At 69.2% G+C, this 14,102-nt stretch carries 12 protein-coding genes; 5 read left to right on the top strand and 7 right to left on the bottom strand.

Annotated features, from left to right (window positions below):
• Positions 1 to 14 precede the first annotated feature (14 nt).
• Genes garD through ACAV_RS12895 form a run of 3 tightly spaced genes read left to right on the top strand, consistent with a single transcriptional unit; the run spans position 15 to position 3,728 of the window.
• Complete coding sequence (garD, locus tag ACAV_RS12905) at positions 15 to 1,571, top strand: galactarate dehydratase (protein ID WP_013595020.1); 1,557 nt, start codon at positions 15 to 17, stop codon at positions 1,569 to 1,571.
• A 46-nt stretch (positions 1,572 to 1,617) separates the two neighbouring features.
• A complete protein-coding gene (locus tag ACAV_RS12900) occupies positions 1,618 to 2,688 on the top strand; it encodes an SMP-30/gluconolactonase/LRE family protein (RefSeq protein ID WP_013595019.1) in 1,071 nt (356 codons plus the stop codon).
• Between the two features lie 44 nt (positions 2,689 to 2,732).
• A complete protein-coding gene (locus ACAV_RS12895) occupies positions 2,733 to 3,728 on the top strand; it encodes a Bug family tripartite tricarboxylate transporter substrate binding protein (protein WP_013595018.1) in 996 nt (331 codons plus the stop codon).
• Between the two features lie 51 nt (positions 3,729 to 3,779).
• Here the strand turns inward: ACAV_RS12895 and ACAV_RS12890 are convergent, their stop codons facing one another.
• From ACAV_RS12890 to ACAV_RS12860, 7 genes are all read right to left on the bottom strand, one after another.
• Positions 3,780 to 5,951 carry a TonB-dependent receptor family protein gene (locus ACAV_RS12890; protein WP_013595017.1) on the bottom strand — a complete coding sequence of 724 codons (2,172 nt, stop codon included), beginning with the start codon at positions 5,949 to 5,951 and terminating at the stop codon, positions 3,780 to 3,782.
• Between the two features lie 5 nt (positions 5,952 to 5,956).
• Positions 5,957 to 6,673: a superoxide dismutase family protein gene (locus tag ACAV_RS12885; protein WP_013595016.1), complete on the bottom strand. Its 717-nt coding sequence runs from the start codon at positions 6,671 to 6,673 to the stop codon at positions 5,957 to 5,959.
• A 152-nt stretch (positions 6,674 to 6,825) separates the two neighbouring features.
• Positions 6,826 to 7,725 carry a 3-hydroxyisobutyrate dehydrogenase gene (gene mmsB, locus ACAV_RS12880; protein WP_013595015.1) on the bottom strand — a complete coding sequence of 300 codons (900 nt, stop codon included), beginning with the start codon at positions 7,723 to 7,725 and terminating at the stop codon, positions 6,826 to 6,828.
• A gap of 33 nt (positions 7,726 to 7,758) precedes the next feature.
• On the bottom strand, positions 7,759 to 8,211 hold the full coding sequence (locus ACAV_RS12875; RefSeq protein WP_013595014.1) for a TfoX/Sxy family protein: 453 nt from the start codon (positions 8,209 to 8,211) through the stop codon (positions 7,759 to 7,761).
• 33 nt (positions 8,212 to 8,244) lie between these two features.
• Positions 8,245 to 9,411 carry an acyl-CoA dehydrogenase family protein gene (locus ACAV_RS12870; RefSeq protein WP_013595013.1) on the bottom strand — a complete coding sequence of 389 codons (1,167 nt, stop codon included), beginning with the start codon at positions 9,409 to 9,411 and terminating at the stop codon, positions 8,245 to 8,247.
• Between the two features lie 73 nt (positions 9,412 to 9,484).
• Positions 9,485 to 9,907 carry a lysozyme inhibitor LprI family protein gene (locus tag ACAV_RS12865; protein ID WP_013595012.1) on the bottom strand — a complete coding sequence of 141 codons (423 nt, stop codon included), beginning with the start codon at positions 9,905 to 9,907 and terminating at the stop codon, positions 9,485 to 9,487.
• A 163-nt stretch (positions 9,908 to 10,070) separates the two neighbouring features.
• Entirely contained in the window at positions 10,071 to 11,594 is a 1,524-nt protein-coding gene (locus tag ACAV_RS12860; protein ID WP_013595011.1) for a CoA-acylating methylmalonate-semialdehyde dehydrogenase, read from the bottom strand.
• Between the two features lie 231 nt (positions 11,595 to 11,825).
• Between ACAV_RS12860 and ACAV_RS12855 the strand changes: the two genes are divergently transcribed.
• A complete protein-coding gene (locus ACAV_RS12855; RefSeq protein WP_013595010.1) occupies positions 11,826 to 12,776 on the top strand; it encodes an IS110 family transposase in 951 nt (316 codons plus the stop codon).
• 173 nt (positions 12,777 to 12,949) lie between these two features.
• Complete coding sequence (locus ACAV_RS12850; protein WP_013595009.1) at positions 12,950 to 13,837, top strand: LysR family transcriptional regulator; 888 nt, start codon at positions 12,950 to 12,952, stop codon at positions 13,835 to 13,837.
• The last annotated feature ends 265 nt before the right edge of the window (positions 13,838 to 14,102 follow it).

The following is a 14,102-nucleotide window of genomic DNA, read 5'->3' as shown; positions in this document are numbered from 1 at the left end:
AGGACGGACACAGCATGGCGACGCCCCTGACCATCCGCATGCACGAGGCCGACAACGTCGCCATCGTGGCCAACGACGGCGGCCTGCCCGCCGGCACGCCGCTGCCCTCGGGCATCACGCTGCACGAGCACGTGCCGCAGGCCCACAAGGTGGCGCTCGCGGACATTCCCGAAGGCGGTGTCGTGCGCCGCTACAACGTGCCCATCGGCTATGCCATCCGGCCGATCGCGGCCGGCAGCTGGGTGCACGAGAAGCTGCTGCACATGCCCGACGCGCGCTCGCTCGAAGGCCTGCCCATCGCCACGGTGAAGCCGCCGGCCCTGCCGCCGCTGGAGGGCTACACCTTCGAGGGCTACCGCAACGCGGATGGCTCGGTGGGTACGCGCAACATCCTGGCCATCACCGAGACCGTGCAATGCGTGGCCGGCGTGACCGAATTCGCCGTGCAGCGGATCAAGGCGGAACTGATGCCGAAGTACCCGAACGTCGATGGCGTGGTGGCGCTGGCCCATACCTACGGTTGCGGCGTGGCCATCGATGCGCCCGATGCGGTGATCCCCATCCGCACGCTGCGCAACATCAGCCTCAACCCGAATTTCGGCGGCGAGGTGATGGTGGTCAGCCTGGGCTGCGAGAAGCTGCAGCCCGAGCGCCTGCTGCCGCCCGGCGCCATACCGCTGGTGGACGAACGCACGCTGCAGGAAGCCCCGCTCGACGTGGTCTGCCTGCAGGACGAGGCCCACGTGGGCTTCATGTCCATGGTCGATTCGGTGATGCGCCAGGCAGAAGTCCATCTGGAACGCCTGAACCGCCGCCGCCGCGAAACCGTGCCCGCCAGCGAACTGGTGGTGGGCGTGCAGTGCGGTGGCAGCGACGCCTTCAGCGGCGTCACCGCCAACCCGGCCGTGGGCTTCTGCACCGACCTGCTGGTGCGCGCCGGGGCCACGGTGATGTTCAGCGAGGTGACCGAGGTGCGCGACGGCATCGACCAGCTCACCTCCCGCGCGGCATCGCCCGAGGTGGCCGAAGCCATGATCCGCGAGATGGCCTGGTACGACGCCTACCTGAGCCAGGGCCGCGTGGACCGCAGCGCCAACACCACGCCGGGCAACAAGAAGGGGGGGCTGTCCAACATCGTCGAGAAGGCGATGGGCTCCATCGTCAAGAGCGGCAGCGCGCCCATCAGCGGCGTGGTGGCACCTGGCGAGAAGGCGCGGCATAAAGGGCTGCTCTATGCGGCCACGCCTGCCAGCGACTTCATCTGCGGCACGCTGCAGCTGGCCGCGGGCATGAACCTGCACGTCTTCACCACCGGCCGGGGCACGCCCTATGGCCTGGCCGAAGTGCCGGTCATCAAGGTGGCCACGCGCAGCGACCTGGCGCGGCGCTGGCACGACCTGATGGACGTGAACGCCGGGCGCATCGCCGACGGCGAGGCCACCATCGAGGAGATGGGCTGGGAGATGTTCCGCCTGATGCTGGATGTGGCGAGCGGCCGCAGGAAGACCTGGGCCGAACACTGGAAGCTCGCCAACGCGCTGGTACTGTTCAATCCCGCGCCCGTGACCTGACTGCGCACGTGGCGCTTTCCATCATCACGAACAGGGAGAGAGAAACATGACGCCACGGCATCCACCCACTTACTCCGGCGGCAGCCGCCGGGCCTTTCTCGGAGGAATGCTGGCAGCCGGCGGCGCGGCCGCCTGGCCTGGCGCTGCGGGCGCGCAGGCCTTCGATTTCAAGCCCAACCAGCGGTACCCCGATCCGGCCGTGCAGGTGTTGGATCCTTCCTTTGCCAAGTACCGTCTCTTCAGCAGCACCGTGGAGCAGGTCGCGACCGGTCTGCGCTGGGCCGAGGGCCCCGTCTGGTTCGGCGACGGACGCTACCTGCTGGTCTCGGACATTCCCAACAACCGCATCGTGCGCTGGGACGAGGCCACGGGGCAACTGGGTGTCTTCCGCCAGCCCTCCAACTTCTCCAACGGCCTCGCGCGCGACCGCCAGGGCCGGCTGCTGGCCTGCGAACACCTGACGCGCCGCATCACGCGCACCGAGTACGACGGCAGCATCACGGTGCTGTCGGATGGCTACGGCGGAAAGCGCTTCAACTCGCCGAACGACATCGTCTGCAGGAGCGATGGCTCCGTCTGGTTCACCGACCCGCCTTTCGGTATCTCGGGCCACTGGGAAGGGGACAAGGCGACCCCGGAATTGCCGCATTCGGTCTACCGCATCGATCCGCAGAGCGGCAGGACCGAGATGGTGCTGGACGACCTCGCCGGCCCCAACGGCCTGTGCTTTTCGCCGGACGGGCAACGGCTCTACATCGTCGAGTCGCGTGCGCAGCCGCACCGCGTGGTGTGGGCGTTCGATGTCGCGGCAGGCGGCCGGCTTGCCAACCGGCGCGTACACATCAAGGCGGCGGGAGGCGGCGCGCTGGACGGCATCAAGTGCGACGAGGACGGCCACCTCTGGTGCGGCTGGGGCAGCGACGGTTCGGCGGGGGCCAACGCCGCCGACCTGGACGGGGTGATGGTGTTCAACCCGCAGGGCCAGCCGATCGGACACATCCACCTGCCCGAACGCTGCGCGAACCTCGCGTTCGGCGGCGCCAAGCGCAACCGCCTCTTCATGGCCGCCAGCCATTCGATCTACGCGCTTTACGTCGAGGCACGCGGCGCGGCCTGAGACGCCGCGGCCCGGAATCTTTTCACAACAAGGAGACAAACAGCATGCAGCGCAGAACCTTCACCTTCCATGCCCTGGCCCTCGGTGCAGGCACCGCCCTGGGCACCGTGCCGGCTTTCGCCCAGGCGCCCTGGCCCACGGGCAAGACCATCACCTACCTGGTGCCGTTCGCCGCGGGCGGCACGACCGACACGCTGGGCCGGCTGATCAGCCAGCAACTGGGCACGGCCCTGGGCACCACGGTGGTGGTGGACAACAAGGGCGGGGCGGGCGGCAGCGTGGGCTCCGAGATCGCGGCGCGGGCGGCCCCGGACGGCTACACGCTCCTGGGAGGCACCATCAGCTCGCATGCGATCAACGTGAGCCTCTATCCGAAGCTGGGCTACGACCCGGTCAAATCCTTCGCGCCCGTGACGCTGATCGGCACCAACCCGGTGGTGCTGGTGGTGGCCGCCGGCAGCCCCTACAAGACGCTGCAGGACGTGCTCGCGGCGGCGAAAGCCAAGCCCGGCGGGCTCTCTTCGGCCTCGGCCGGCACGGGCACCTCGCAGCACCTGGCCCTGGAACTGCTGGCCTACAAGTCGGGCGTGAAGTTCACCCATGTGCCCTACAAGGGCAGCGGGCCGGCGATCCAGGACGTGATCGGCGGCCAGGTGGACATGATGTTCGACACCACCGTGGTCGCGGCACCGCACATCCAGAGTGGCAAGCTGCGGGCGATCGCCGTCACCTCGGCAAAGCGCCTGGCATCCATGCCCGAGGTGCCCACGGTGGCCGAATCGGGCGTGGCCAGCCTGAAGGACTTCGAGGTGGTGTCCTGGCAGGCGATCTTCGTGCCCACGGGAACGCCCGCGCCCATCGTCAACCGCCTGCACGACGAGATCCGCAAGATCCTCGCCCAGCCCGACATGCAGGCCAAGCTCAAGGGTTTCGGCATGGAGCCGGCGGACCTGACCACCGCCCAGATCGCGGCCTTCCAGAAGGCCGAGGTCGAGAAATGGGCCCAGGTCATCAAGGCCGCGAACGTGAAGGTCGATTGAGACCAGGGCACGGGGCAGGGGGGCGCCAGCCGTGGGGGCGGCCCCACCCGTTCAAAGCAGCTGCGCGCGCAGTCCCACCATGATGCGCCGGCCGGCCGCGGGCTCGAAGAAGCGTCCGTTGCCATCGTTGACGATCAGCGATCCTGCGTAGCGGCGGTCGAACAGGTTGTCCAGCCGCGCCCAGGCCTGCCAGCGCACGGTGCCTCCGGTCTTCCATCCATAGCCCGCCTGCAGTCCGGCGACGGCATAGCCGGGGGCCGCCTCGGTGTTGGCGTCGTTGGCCTGCACCCGGGAGGAGAAGTCCACCGCGCCGCCCAGCGTCCATCGTGCGTCGGGCGCGTAATCCAGCGACAGGCGGGCCGTGTGGCGCGCCGTTCCCGGCAGGCGGTTGCCCGAAGGCACTGCCACGCCGCCCGCGCCGGTGTAGGGACTGGCGAAGAAGGCGTCCAGGTAGGTGTAGGTGGCCCGCGGGACGAAGGCGCCCATGCGCGCGCTCCAGCCCAGCTCCATGCCGCGGCGGCGCACGCGGTCGGCATTCTGGTACACCGTGCGGCCATTGACCGTCGCCGCGGGAACGATCTCACCGCGCGTGCGGGCATCGAACCAGGCGGCCTCCAGGCGGTGTACCCCGTCCTGCCACTTGGCGCCCACCTCGAACTGGCGGTTGCGCGCGGCTTCCAGCCCGTAGTTCGGCCCGCCGTTGGTGCGGCTGTAGGCCATCTCGGCCAGCGTGGGCGTCTCGATGCCTCCGCCGGCATTGGCATACAGGTTCAGGTGCTCCGACGCGGCCCAGACCAGGCCGACGGCCGGGCTGGTGCGGTGCCAGGTGCGCTCGCCGCTGTCGTCGGGGTTGGCGGCGCTGGCGGGAAAGCGGTCATCCACGGCCAGCCGGACCCGCGTCGCGCGCAATCCCGCGATCGCGCGCACGGTGGGGGCGATCCAGGCATCCACCTGGGCGAACAGGTCGGTGTTGCCCGCGCGGTCCTGCTCGTCGCGCCGCAGCGCGCCGGGCACGCCCGCATCGTTGACGAAGCCCTGGCGATGTTCCGAGAGCCGGTCTGCGTCCAGTCCCACCGTCCAGGACCAGGGCAGGCCGGCGGCGGTACGGTCGCTGTGCGTCCATGCGGCCCCGAGGCCGTAGTAGTCGCGGTCCAGGTCCACGACGCCGCCGGCGCTGTTGGCGGCCGATCCGGAGAAGGACAGGGTCTGGAACAGGCTGCGGGTGCCGCCATAAAGCCTTGCGCGCACGCTGTCCGTGGCGCTCAGCGCGTGCTCCACCACCAGGCCGAGCTGGTTCTGCCGCACGGTCTTGCGGGTGTCGAAGCTGTACGCCACCGCCGGGGCCTGGCGGGGATCCGCCCGCCACTGCTCGCGCGTCAGGCCGAGCGGGTCCTGCGCCAGCGGCTGGTCGAACAGGTTCACCAGCACCGTGACGCGGGTGTCGCTGGAAGGCCGTGCCACCACCTTGGCGTTCAGGTGCGTGCGGCGTGCGGCGCCGTGCTCCCGCCAGCCGTCGGTCTCGAAGCGGGAGATGTCCACCAGCCCGCCCAGGGTGCGGTCGCCCGCGTCGAACGATGCCTCGGCCATGCGCTGGCCGTAGGATCCCGCGGCCACCGAGGCAGAAGCACCGCCGCCTTCCCGCGGATCGCGCGTGGTGACCTGCAGCACGCCTCCCGCCGCATTGCCGTACTGCTGGGCGAGCGGACCGCGCAGCACTTCCACCTGCGACGCGGACGGCAGCTGTGCCGTGGCGGCCTGGCCCTGGCCGTCCGGCATCGTGGCCGGAATGCCATCGACGAGGATGCGCACGCCCCGCACGCCGAAGGTGGAGCGCGACCCGAAGCCGCGCACCGCGATCTGGAGATCCTGCGCGTAGTTCTGGCGTTCGGACACCGCCACACCGGGCTGGCCGGCGAGCAGTTCGGACAGGTTCACGAGCGGCGTGGCGGCCGTGAAGGGGTCCAGGGCGATGGCCGTATGGCTCGCGGCGGCGTCGAAGCGGCGCTGCGCTGCCGCCTGGCCGCCGGACACCTCGATGGCCGGAAGCGCGGGGTCGGGGCCGGCTGCCTGGGCCATGGCCTGCGGCGGGATGCCCGCCCATAGCGCGCAGCCGGCCACGACCGCCCAGACCGGTGCCGAAGCGCGGACGGCGGCGGGGCTGGAGGGTGCGGGGGGCGGAAGGGCGGGGGCCGCGGGGTTCGGAGGAGGGGGCAGGCCGCGCATGCGGATCAGTTGCGCGGCGCCGGTGCCTGGCCGACCACGCTGCTGGGCTGCGCAGGCTCGATCACGCCGCACAGTACGCGGCCGCCGGAGTTGCCGGCCGGATTGCTCTTGTAATCGTCCTCCTTCTCGTGCACCACGAGGGCGCGGCCCATGATGGATGCCTTGCCCGGGGTGAGCGTGACATTGGCATTCAGGTAGCGCAGCGTGCCGCGTCCATCCGCGCCGACGGTGATGTTGGGCAATTCGCCGGCATGGGCCTTGTCGATGGGCGCTCCGGGCTGGCCGTGCTGGTGGGACATGCCGGGGTCGAAGTGCCCGCCCGCTGCGCCGAAGGGGATGGTCTTGCCGGTGGCGGCGTCCGGCCCGGGAGCGCACTGGCCATTGGCATGGATATGGAAACCGTGCAGGCCGGCGGAAAGCCCCTGGACCTGCGCGGCGATTTCCACGCCGCTGGGTGTTTCGGTCAGGACAGCCGTGCCGGCGGGCTGGCCGTCCGCGGTCATCAGGCGGGCCGAGGCCGTGGCGCGCTCCGGGCCGGGGACCGGCATCTTCGTGGCGCTGCTGGCGGCTTCCACGGCGTGGGGGGCGGGCGTGCCCTGGGTCTTGGTGCCCTGGGCGCCGCAGCCCGCGAGGGCGAGCGTGGCACCCGCGGCCGCCAGCGCGGTGGCCAGGCGCAGGGGGCGGGGAGTGGAGTGGGTCGGGCGGGACAGGTGCAGGATCATGGTCGGCGGTTTGTGTAGAAGGACGAAGGCCCTGCGATGCAGGGCCGCGGCACCCGGCAGCATGCGGCGCGATTTCCGCGTGCCGCGTAGGACAACCGCCCGGGGAGCCCGGTCGGGCCCTGGCAGCGGCAGGCGAGCGATCCCGAATGGGCTCAGGCGCCGGGTTTGCGGACGAGCCGCAGGATACTGGAGAAATCCAGCCCGCCGTGGCCCGCCAGGCTATGCGCCGCATAAAGACTGCGCGCAAGTCCTCCGAGGGGCGTGGACGCTTTCACGGCGGTGGCGTTCTCCTGCGCGAGCCCCAGGTCCTTGAGCATCAGGTCGGTGCCGAAGCCTCCTGCGTAGTCCTTGCTCGCCGGGGCCTGGGGCATGACACCGGGCCAGGGGTTGTATTTTTCCAGGGCCCAGTTGCCGCCCGAGCTGCGGCGCATGATCTCGCTGAGCACCGCTGGATCCAGGCCGTTGGCGACGCCCAGTGCGAGGGCCTCGCTCGTGCCTGCCATCAGGATGCCCAGCAGCATGTTGTTGCAGATCTTGGCAGTCTGGCCCGCGCCCACCCCACCTGCGTGGAATATGTTCGCGCCCATTTTCTCCAGCACCGGGCGGGCGCGCTCCAGATCGGCTGCATCGCCGCCCACCATGAAGGTCAGCGTGCCCGCGACGGCACCGCCCGTGCCGCCCGAGACGGGCGCGTCGATGAAGGCGATGCCGCGCCCCCGCGCAGCCTCGGCCACCTTGCGCGATGTGGCTGCCGCGATGGTCGAGCAGTCGATCACCAGCGTGCCGGCGGCCAGTTGGGGCAGCAGGCCGGGCTGCTGGCCGTTGCCCAGGAAAAGCGCTTCCACATGCGGGCTGGCCGGCAGCATGCTGATGACCACCTCGGCACCCGCCACGCAGGCGCCGGCATCGGTGGCGATGCGCACCCCGTCGGCCGCCAGCCTGTCGCAGGCGGGCCGGGACAGATCGAACGCGCCGACGTCATGGCCGGCCTTGTGCAGGTTCAGGGCCATGGGGCCGCCCATGTTGCCCAGGCCGATGAATGCGATTTTCATGTGTTGTCTCCTTGGGGTTGGTGAATCGGTGTGTTAGTCATCGGCCTCGAAAATGCTGTGGCGCCGCCGGGCTGCCTTGGCCGGCGGTGCTTTCTGGGCCGTGGCCACAGTCGTGGCAGCCTTGCGGCGCTTCGGGCTCGCCTTGGCGCGCGGGTTGTAGGCGAGGGCTTCATCCAGCCAGAAGGCCCACTGCGCGGCACGGGCGTAGCCGTGCGGCTCGACCCAGAAGTAGCCCTGCATGCCGCCGCCGGGAGAGAGCTCGCGCGTGTTCTGCATTTCCTGGAATTCGCCGTGGCGCTCCGGCGGCAGGCGCACCAGCAGTTCCGCGCCTTTCACGCCGATGCAGAGCTTGCCGTCCACGAAGAAGGCCCGGCAGCCGAACAGCGTGCGTTCTTCCATCGCCGAGGCGCCGCACCGCTGCGCGAGCGCATCGCGCACGGCGTCGATGAGGTGCAGTGTCTCGTCGGAAAGGGGGCGGGCAGGCATCTGAAGGCGCTTCAGCCGGTGGTGCGGCAGGGCTCAGCGGATCGCGTCCGGCGCATCGCCGTCCAGCATGCGCCGGGCGATGATGACGCGCATGATCTCGTTCGTGCCTTCCAGGATCTGGTGCACGCGCGCATCGCGCAGCAGGCGCTCCAGCGGGTATTCGCGGATGTAGCCGTAGCCGCCGTGCAACTGCAGCGCCTCGTTCACCACGTCGAAGCCCGCATCGGTGGCGAAGCGCTTGGCCATGGCGCAATAGGTGGAGGCGTCGCGCGCACCGGCATCGAGTTTGCTGGCGGCCAGCCGCACCATCTGCCGCGCAGCGACCAGTTCGGTCGCCATGTCGGCCAGCTTGAACTGCAGCGCCTGGAAGCTGGCGATGGCCTTGCCGAACTGCCTGCGGTCCTGCATGTACTGCTGCGCCGCGTTCAGCGCGCCCTGTGCCGCGCCCACCGAGCAGGTGGCGATGTTGATGCGGCCCCCGTCCAGGCCCTTCATGGCGATCTTGAAGCCCTCGCCCTCGGCCCCGAGCAGATGGTTGGCCGGGACGTGCACGTTGTCGAAACTGATGGTGCGCGTGGGCTGGCTGTTCCAGCCCATCTTCTCTTCCTTCTTGCCATAGTGGATGCCTGCCGCATCCGCCGGCACGGCGAAGGCGCTGATGCCTCCCGCGCCGGAATCGGGCGCGCCCGTGCGGGCCATGAGTACCAGCACGTCGGTGCTGCCGGCGCCGCTGATGAAGGCCTTGGAGCCGTTGATGACGTATGCGTCGCCCGACCGCTCGGCGCGCGTCTTGAGCGAGGCCGCGTCCGATCCCGCACCCGGCTCGGTCAGGCAGTAGCTGGCGAGCTTCTCGCCGCTCGTGAGCAGCGGGCCCCAGTGGTCCCGCACCGCATCGGTGGCCCAGGTGCCCAGCATCCAGGTCGCCATGTTGTGGATGGTGATGAAGGCGGTGGTCGACGGATCGACGGCCGCCATCTCCTCGAACACCAGCGTGGCGTCCAGCCGGGGCAGGGCGAGGCCGCCGGCGTTCTCGGGCGCGTAGAGGCCGCAGAAGCCCAGCGCGCCCGCCTTCGCGATCGCCTCGCGCGGGAAGATGCCTTCCGCGTCCCATTGCGCGGCATGGGGCGCCAGTTCGGCCCGCGCGAATTCGCGGGCGGTATCGGCGAAGGCGCGTTGCTCTTCGGTCAGCTCGAAATCCATGGTGCGTGTCTCGTCCTGCTCGTTGTTCTGTCTCTGTCGTCGCCCTGGGGGCGCTGCGGATGCATCGCGCTCGCTAGGGTTTCGCGGATGGATGCTCCAGCGTCAGCCAGCGCATCAGGCCCCGGCGCCGCGCTTCGGTTTCCGCCGCCAGGCACTCGTGGTAGAGGCGCGGCCCCTCGGGCAGCGCTTCGGTCGCCCGCGTCGCCTGCTTGCACCGCGTGACGCGCTCGCGCTGCCATGCGGCCTGCTCCTGCCGCAGCTGCGGCCGCTCGTGCGCCGACAGCGCCCGCATCACGTCGCCGTACAGGATCGCGATGGCCGTGTCCGCCTGCTGCCAGGCCTGCACCGCACAGGCATTCGTCTCCGCCACGGTGCCTTTGGGATCGCAGGCCGCGCCAGCCTGGGCATGCGCGCCGGCACTGCACATCCACAGGGCGAGGGCGCCTGCGGCTCCGAATATCCCGGCCGGTCGTTGCCAGATTTTGAGAATTTCCATCCTTCGCTTGTACCACTGCGCCAGATACCGGCGCGGCCCAGGCCAGCGGCAGCCGCGCAAGGGCCGCCCCGCCGCGCTGGCTGCGTCCCCCTTCCCGCGCGCCAGCGCGAGAGAAGGGGGAAGGCGCGCAGCGCCTCAGGGGGATGTCACTTCATCAGGGATGTCACTTCAAGCTTATAGTGGTGTTCACCCCATGGCCGATCGTGCTGTCGTCGAACCACCGCGCGGTTACCGTCTTGGTCTGCGTGTAGAACAGCACCACCTGCTTGCCATACGGCCCCAGGTCGCCCAGCTTGGAGGCGCGCGAGCCCGAGAACGAGAACAGCGGCACCGGCACGGGGATCGGTACGTTGATGCCCACCTGGCCCACGTCGATCTCTTCCTGGAACTTCCGGGCCGCCGCGCCCGACTGCGTGAAGATGGCCGTGCCGTTGCCGTTCGGGTTGGCGTTGATGAACCCGATCGCCTCGTCGATGTCCTTCGCTGCCGCCAGGCACAGCACGGGGCCGAAGACCTCCTGGTCGTAGATGGCCATGCCGGGCTTCACGCCGCTGAAGATGGTCGGCCCGACGAAGTTGCCCTTCTCGAACCCCGCCACCTGGGGCTTGCGGCCGTCCAGCTCCAGCGTCGCGCCATCGGCGATGCCGCGCTCGATCAGGCTCTCCACGCGGTCCCTGGCGGCGCAGGAGACCAGCGGTCCCACGTCCGTGCCTTTCTCGGTGCCGGCATTCACCTTGAGCGTCCTGGCCTTGGCGACCAGGTCGGGAATCCACTGCTGCGCTTCGCCCACCAGCACCACCACCGACAGCGCCATGCAGCGCTGGCCCGCGGCGCCGAAGGCCGCACCCGCCAGGGCGTTGAGCGTCTGCTCCTTGTTGGCATCGGGCATGACGATGGCGTGGTTCTTCGCGCCCATCATGCATTGCACGCGCTTGCCATTCAGGCTGGCACGGTTGTACACATGGGCGCCCACCTTGGTGGAGCCCACGAAGCTGATGGCCTTGATGTCCGGATGGTCGCAGATGGCGTTCACGGCATCCTCGCCGCCGTGCACCACGTTCAGCACGCCGGGCGGGACGCCGGCCTCCAGCGCCAGTTCGCACAGGCGCATGGTCACCATCGGGTCCTGCTCGCTGGGCTTGAGCACGAAGGTGTTGCCGGTGGCGATGGCCATGGGGAACATCCAGAGCGGAATCATGGCCGGGAAGTTGAACGGGGTTATGCCCGCGCACACGCCCAGCGGCTGCATCAGCGTGTAGGTATCGACACCGCCGGCCACGTTGTTGGCCAGTTCGCCCAGTTGCAGGTTGCCGATGGCGCTGGCGTGCTCCACCACCTCCAGCCCGCGGAACACGTCGCCGTCGGCGTCGGGCAGGGTCTTGCCCTGCTCGGCCGTCAGCAGCGTGGCCAGCTCGGCCATGTTCTCGCGGATGAGCTGCTGGTATTTCAGGAAAATGCGCGCCCGGGCGCCGATGGCGGTCTTCTTCCAGGTCTTGAAGGCTTCCTTGCCGGAGGCCACGGCGGCGTCGATCTCCTCCGGCGTGGCGAAAGGCACGCGCGCCAGCACTTCCTGCGTGGCGGGGTTCACCACATTGCGCCACTGGGTGGTCTTCGATTCGACGAACTGGCCGCCGATCAACAGCTTGACCGTCGGCGCCAGGACGGCCGTGGATTGGGGGGCATTCATGCGCTTGTCTCCTTATATGTCTCAGTTGGTTCAAACTTCAGTCGTCAAGGCAGGCCGGCCGGCCTTGGCCACTGAACGGGTTGACTCACCGCCGCGCAGCCTGTGTCTCCTGCGAGCGCGAGCTCGAATGACAGCCCAGGGCGCACGGTGGTGGTCCCTTTGTTCTGCCGCATCCCGAATGGTTGACCGAACACATTTCGTATTCGTAAGGCTGGGAGTTGGAGAACCGCTATGAGTGAACTCGTCTACGTGGGCATCGATATCGCCAAGAACAGCTTCGAAGTGGCTGTCACGGGCGAACTGCAGACGCTCAATCTGGCCAACGACGAAGCCGGCCATGCCCAGCTGTGCCAATGGCTCGCACCGCTGGCGCCCAGGCTCATCCTGATGGAGGCCACCGGCGGCTATGAGCAAGACCTCGCGCTGGCCTTGGCGGGCGCGGGCTTGCGCGTGTCGGTGGTCAACCCTCGCCAGGCACGCGACTTCGCGCGCTGCGTGGGCAAGCTGGCCAAGACCGACCGCATCGACGCGCAAGCTCTGCGCAGCTTTGCCTCGATGCTCGATGCGCAAGGCCACCAGCCTCGTGCCCTGGCCGACGACGAGCGCCGCGAGCTCACGGCCCTGGTGGTGCGCCGCAGGCAACTGCTGACCATGCTGGTGTCCGAGCGCCAGCGCCTGGGCGTGGCCCACCGCAAGGCCAAGCCCAGCATCCTGGCGATCATGGATGCCATCGCGGCGCAATTGCACGATGTCGATGACGAGCTCAAGGCGCATGTCCAGACTCACCACGCCGACCTGGCCAAACTGCTGACCTCGGTCAAGGGCGTGGGGCCGACGACCGCCTGCACGCTGCTGGCGCAACTTCCCGAACTCGGCCAGCTCAATCGCAAGCAGATCACGGCCCTGGTCGGTCTGGCGCCCATGAACCGCGACTCGGGCACGCTCAGGGGCCAGCGCCACATCTTCGGTGGCCGCGCCGACGTGCGGCGCGTGCTCTACGTCGCAGCCTTGGTCGGCACGCGCTTCAACCCCGTCCTCAAGGTGTTCTACGCCAAGCTGCTGGCCGCGGGCAAAGCCAAGAAGGTCGCCCTCGTGGCCTGCATGCACAAGCTGCTGGTCATCCTGAACGCGATCGCTCGCACCAGGTCGCCCTGGCGCGATGACTTTGCTGAGCGTCTTTGAGCTAGTCATTCAAGATGGTTGCTGTCTGGGGTGGAATGGGTGCGCCGGCGCCGGACCAGCGCGCCGACACATGCTATCCGTGCGAAATTGCAAGATCAATAGAGAAAAATCGCACGGGTGCTTTGCGAAATTGCACAACACAATCCCCGCATCGAACACCACGCGAACGCCTTATGGATTGGGAGAACCTGCGCTATTTCCTGGAACTGGCCCGTACCGGCACGCTGGCCGCCGCGGCGCGCCGCACCGGCGTGGAACACACCACCGTCGCGCGCCGCATCCAGGCCCTGGAGAAACAGATGGGCGAATCCCTGTTCGCCCGCGAGGCCGGCGGCCATCGCCTCACCGAAGCAGGCCGGCACCTGCTTCCGGCCGTCGAGGCGATGGAAACGGCCGTGCTCGGCGTCGAGCGGGTGCGGCCCACCGGCATCGGCCCGGCAGGCCTCGTGCGCGTGGGCGCCACGGAGGGCTTCGGCACGCAGGTGCTCGCTCCGCACCTCGCGCGGCTCACGCTGCAGTATCCCCACCTCAGCGTGGACCTGCTGGCCTTGCCCCGCATGCTGCACCTGTCCCGCCGGGAGGCGGACATCGTCATTTCACTGGAGCGGCCCACGCGCGGCGCCGTGATCGTCTCCAAACTGGCGGACTACACCCTGCGCCTGTATGGCCAGAAGGAATACCTGGCCCGCAGGCCGCCCATTGCCCGGCGCGAGGACCTGCGCCACCACGCGTTCGTCAGTTATGTGGACGACCTGCTGTTCACCAAGGAGCTGCAGTTTCTCGACCAGCTCGTGCCGCCCGAGCGCTTCGCGTTCCGCAGCACCAGCGTCGCGGCGCAATACGAGGCGGTACGTGCCGGTGCGGGGCTGGGGGTGTTGCCGGCTTTCCTGGCCGGCAGCGACCCGCTGCTGGAACGCGTGCTGCCCGACGAGGCACGCTTTACCCGCACGTTCTGGATGAGCATGCCGGCCGAAGCGAAATACCAGGCGCGCACCCAGGCCGTGTGGGATTTCCTCAAGGAAGTCGGCCAGCAGGAGGCTGCCAGGCTGGTGCCACCGTGATACGGGGTGTTTCAATTCAAAGAAACATTAATGGCGTGCATGACCTGTCAGATCAAGGTCTGCCCACGGAGGCGTGCAATCATCCCTGCATTGCAGTCCAGAAGATTTCGAGGGTGGGGCAGGGGAAGCGTTGCGCCTGATGGGGCGGTGCACTCCTGAAGGAGCCTGCTGCGTGCGTCGGCGCCAGCATGCCGCGTGCCGTGCCGCAGCGGCGCCTGGGCCATGCGCCGTGCAGGTCGGTGTGAGACGTGCATGCGCTGCCAGG

This window comes from Paracidovorax avenae ATCC 19860 (assembly GCF_000176855.2).
In the GTDB taxonomy this organism is placed as follows: Bacteria; Pseudomonadota; Gammaproteobacteria; order Burkholderiales; family Burkholderiaceae_C; genus Paracidovorax; species Paracidovorax avenae.
Note: the sequence above shows the minus strand (reverse complement) of the source record. Positions and strands in the feature narration are given on the sequence as shown.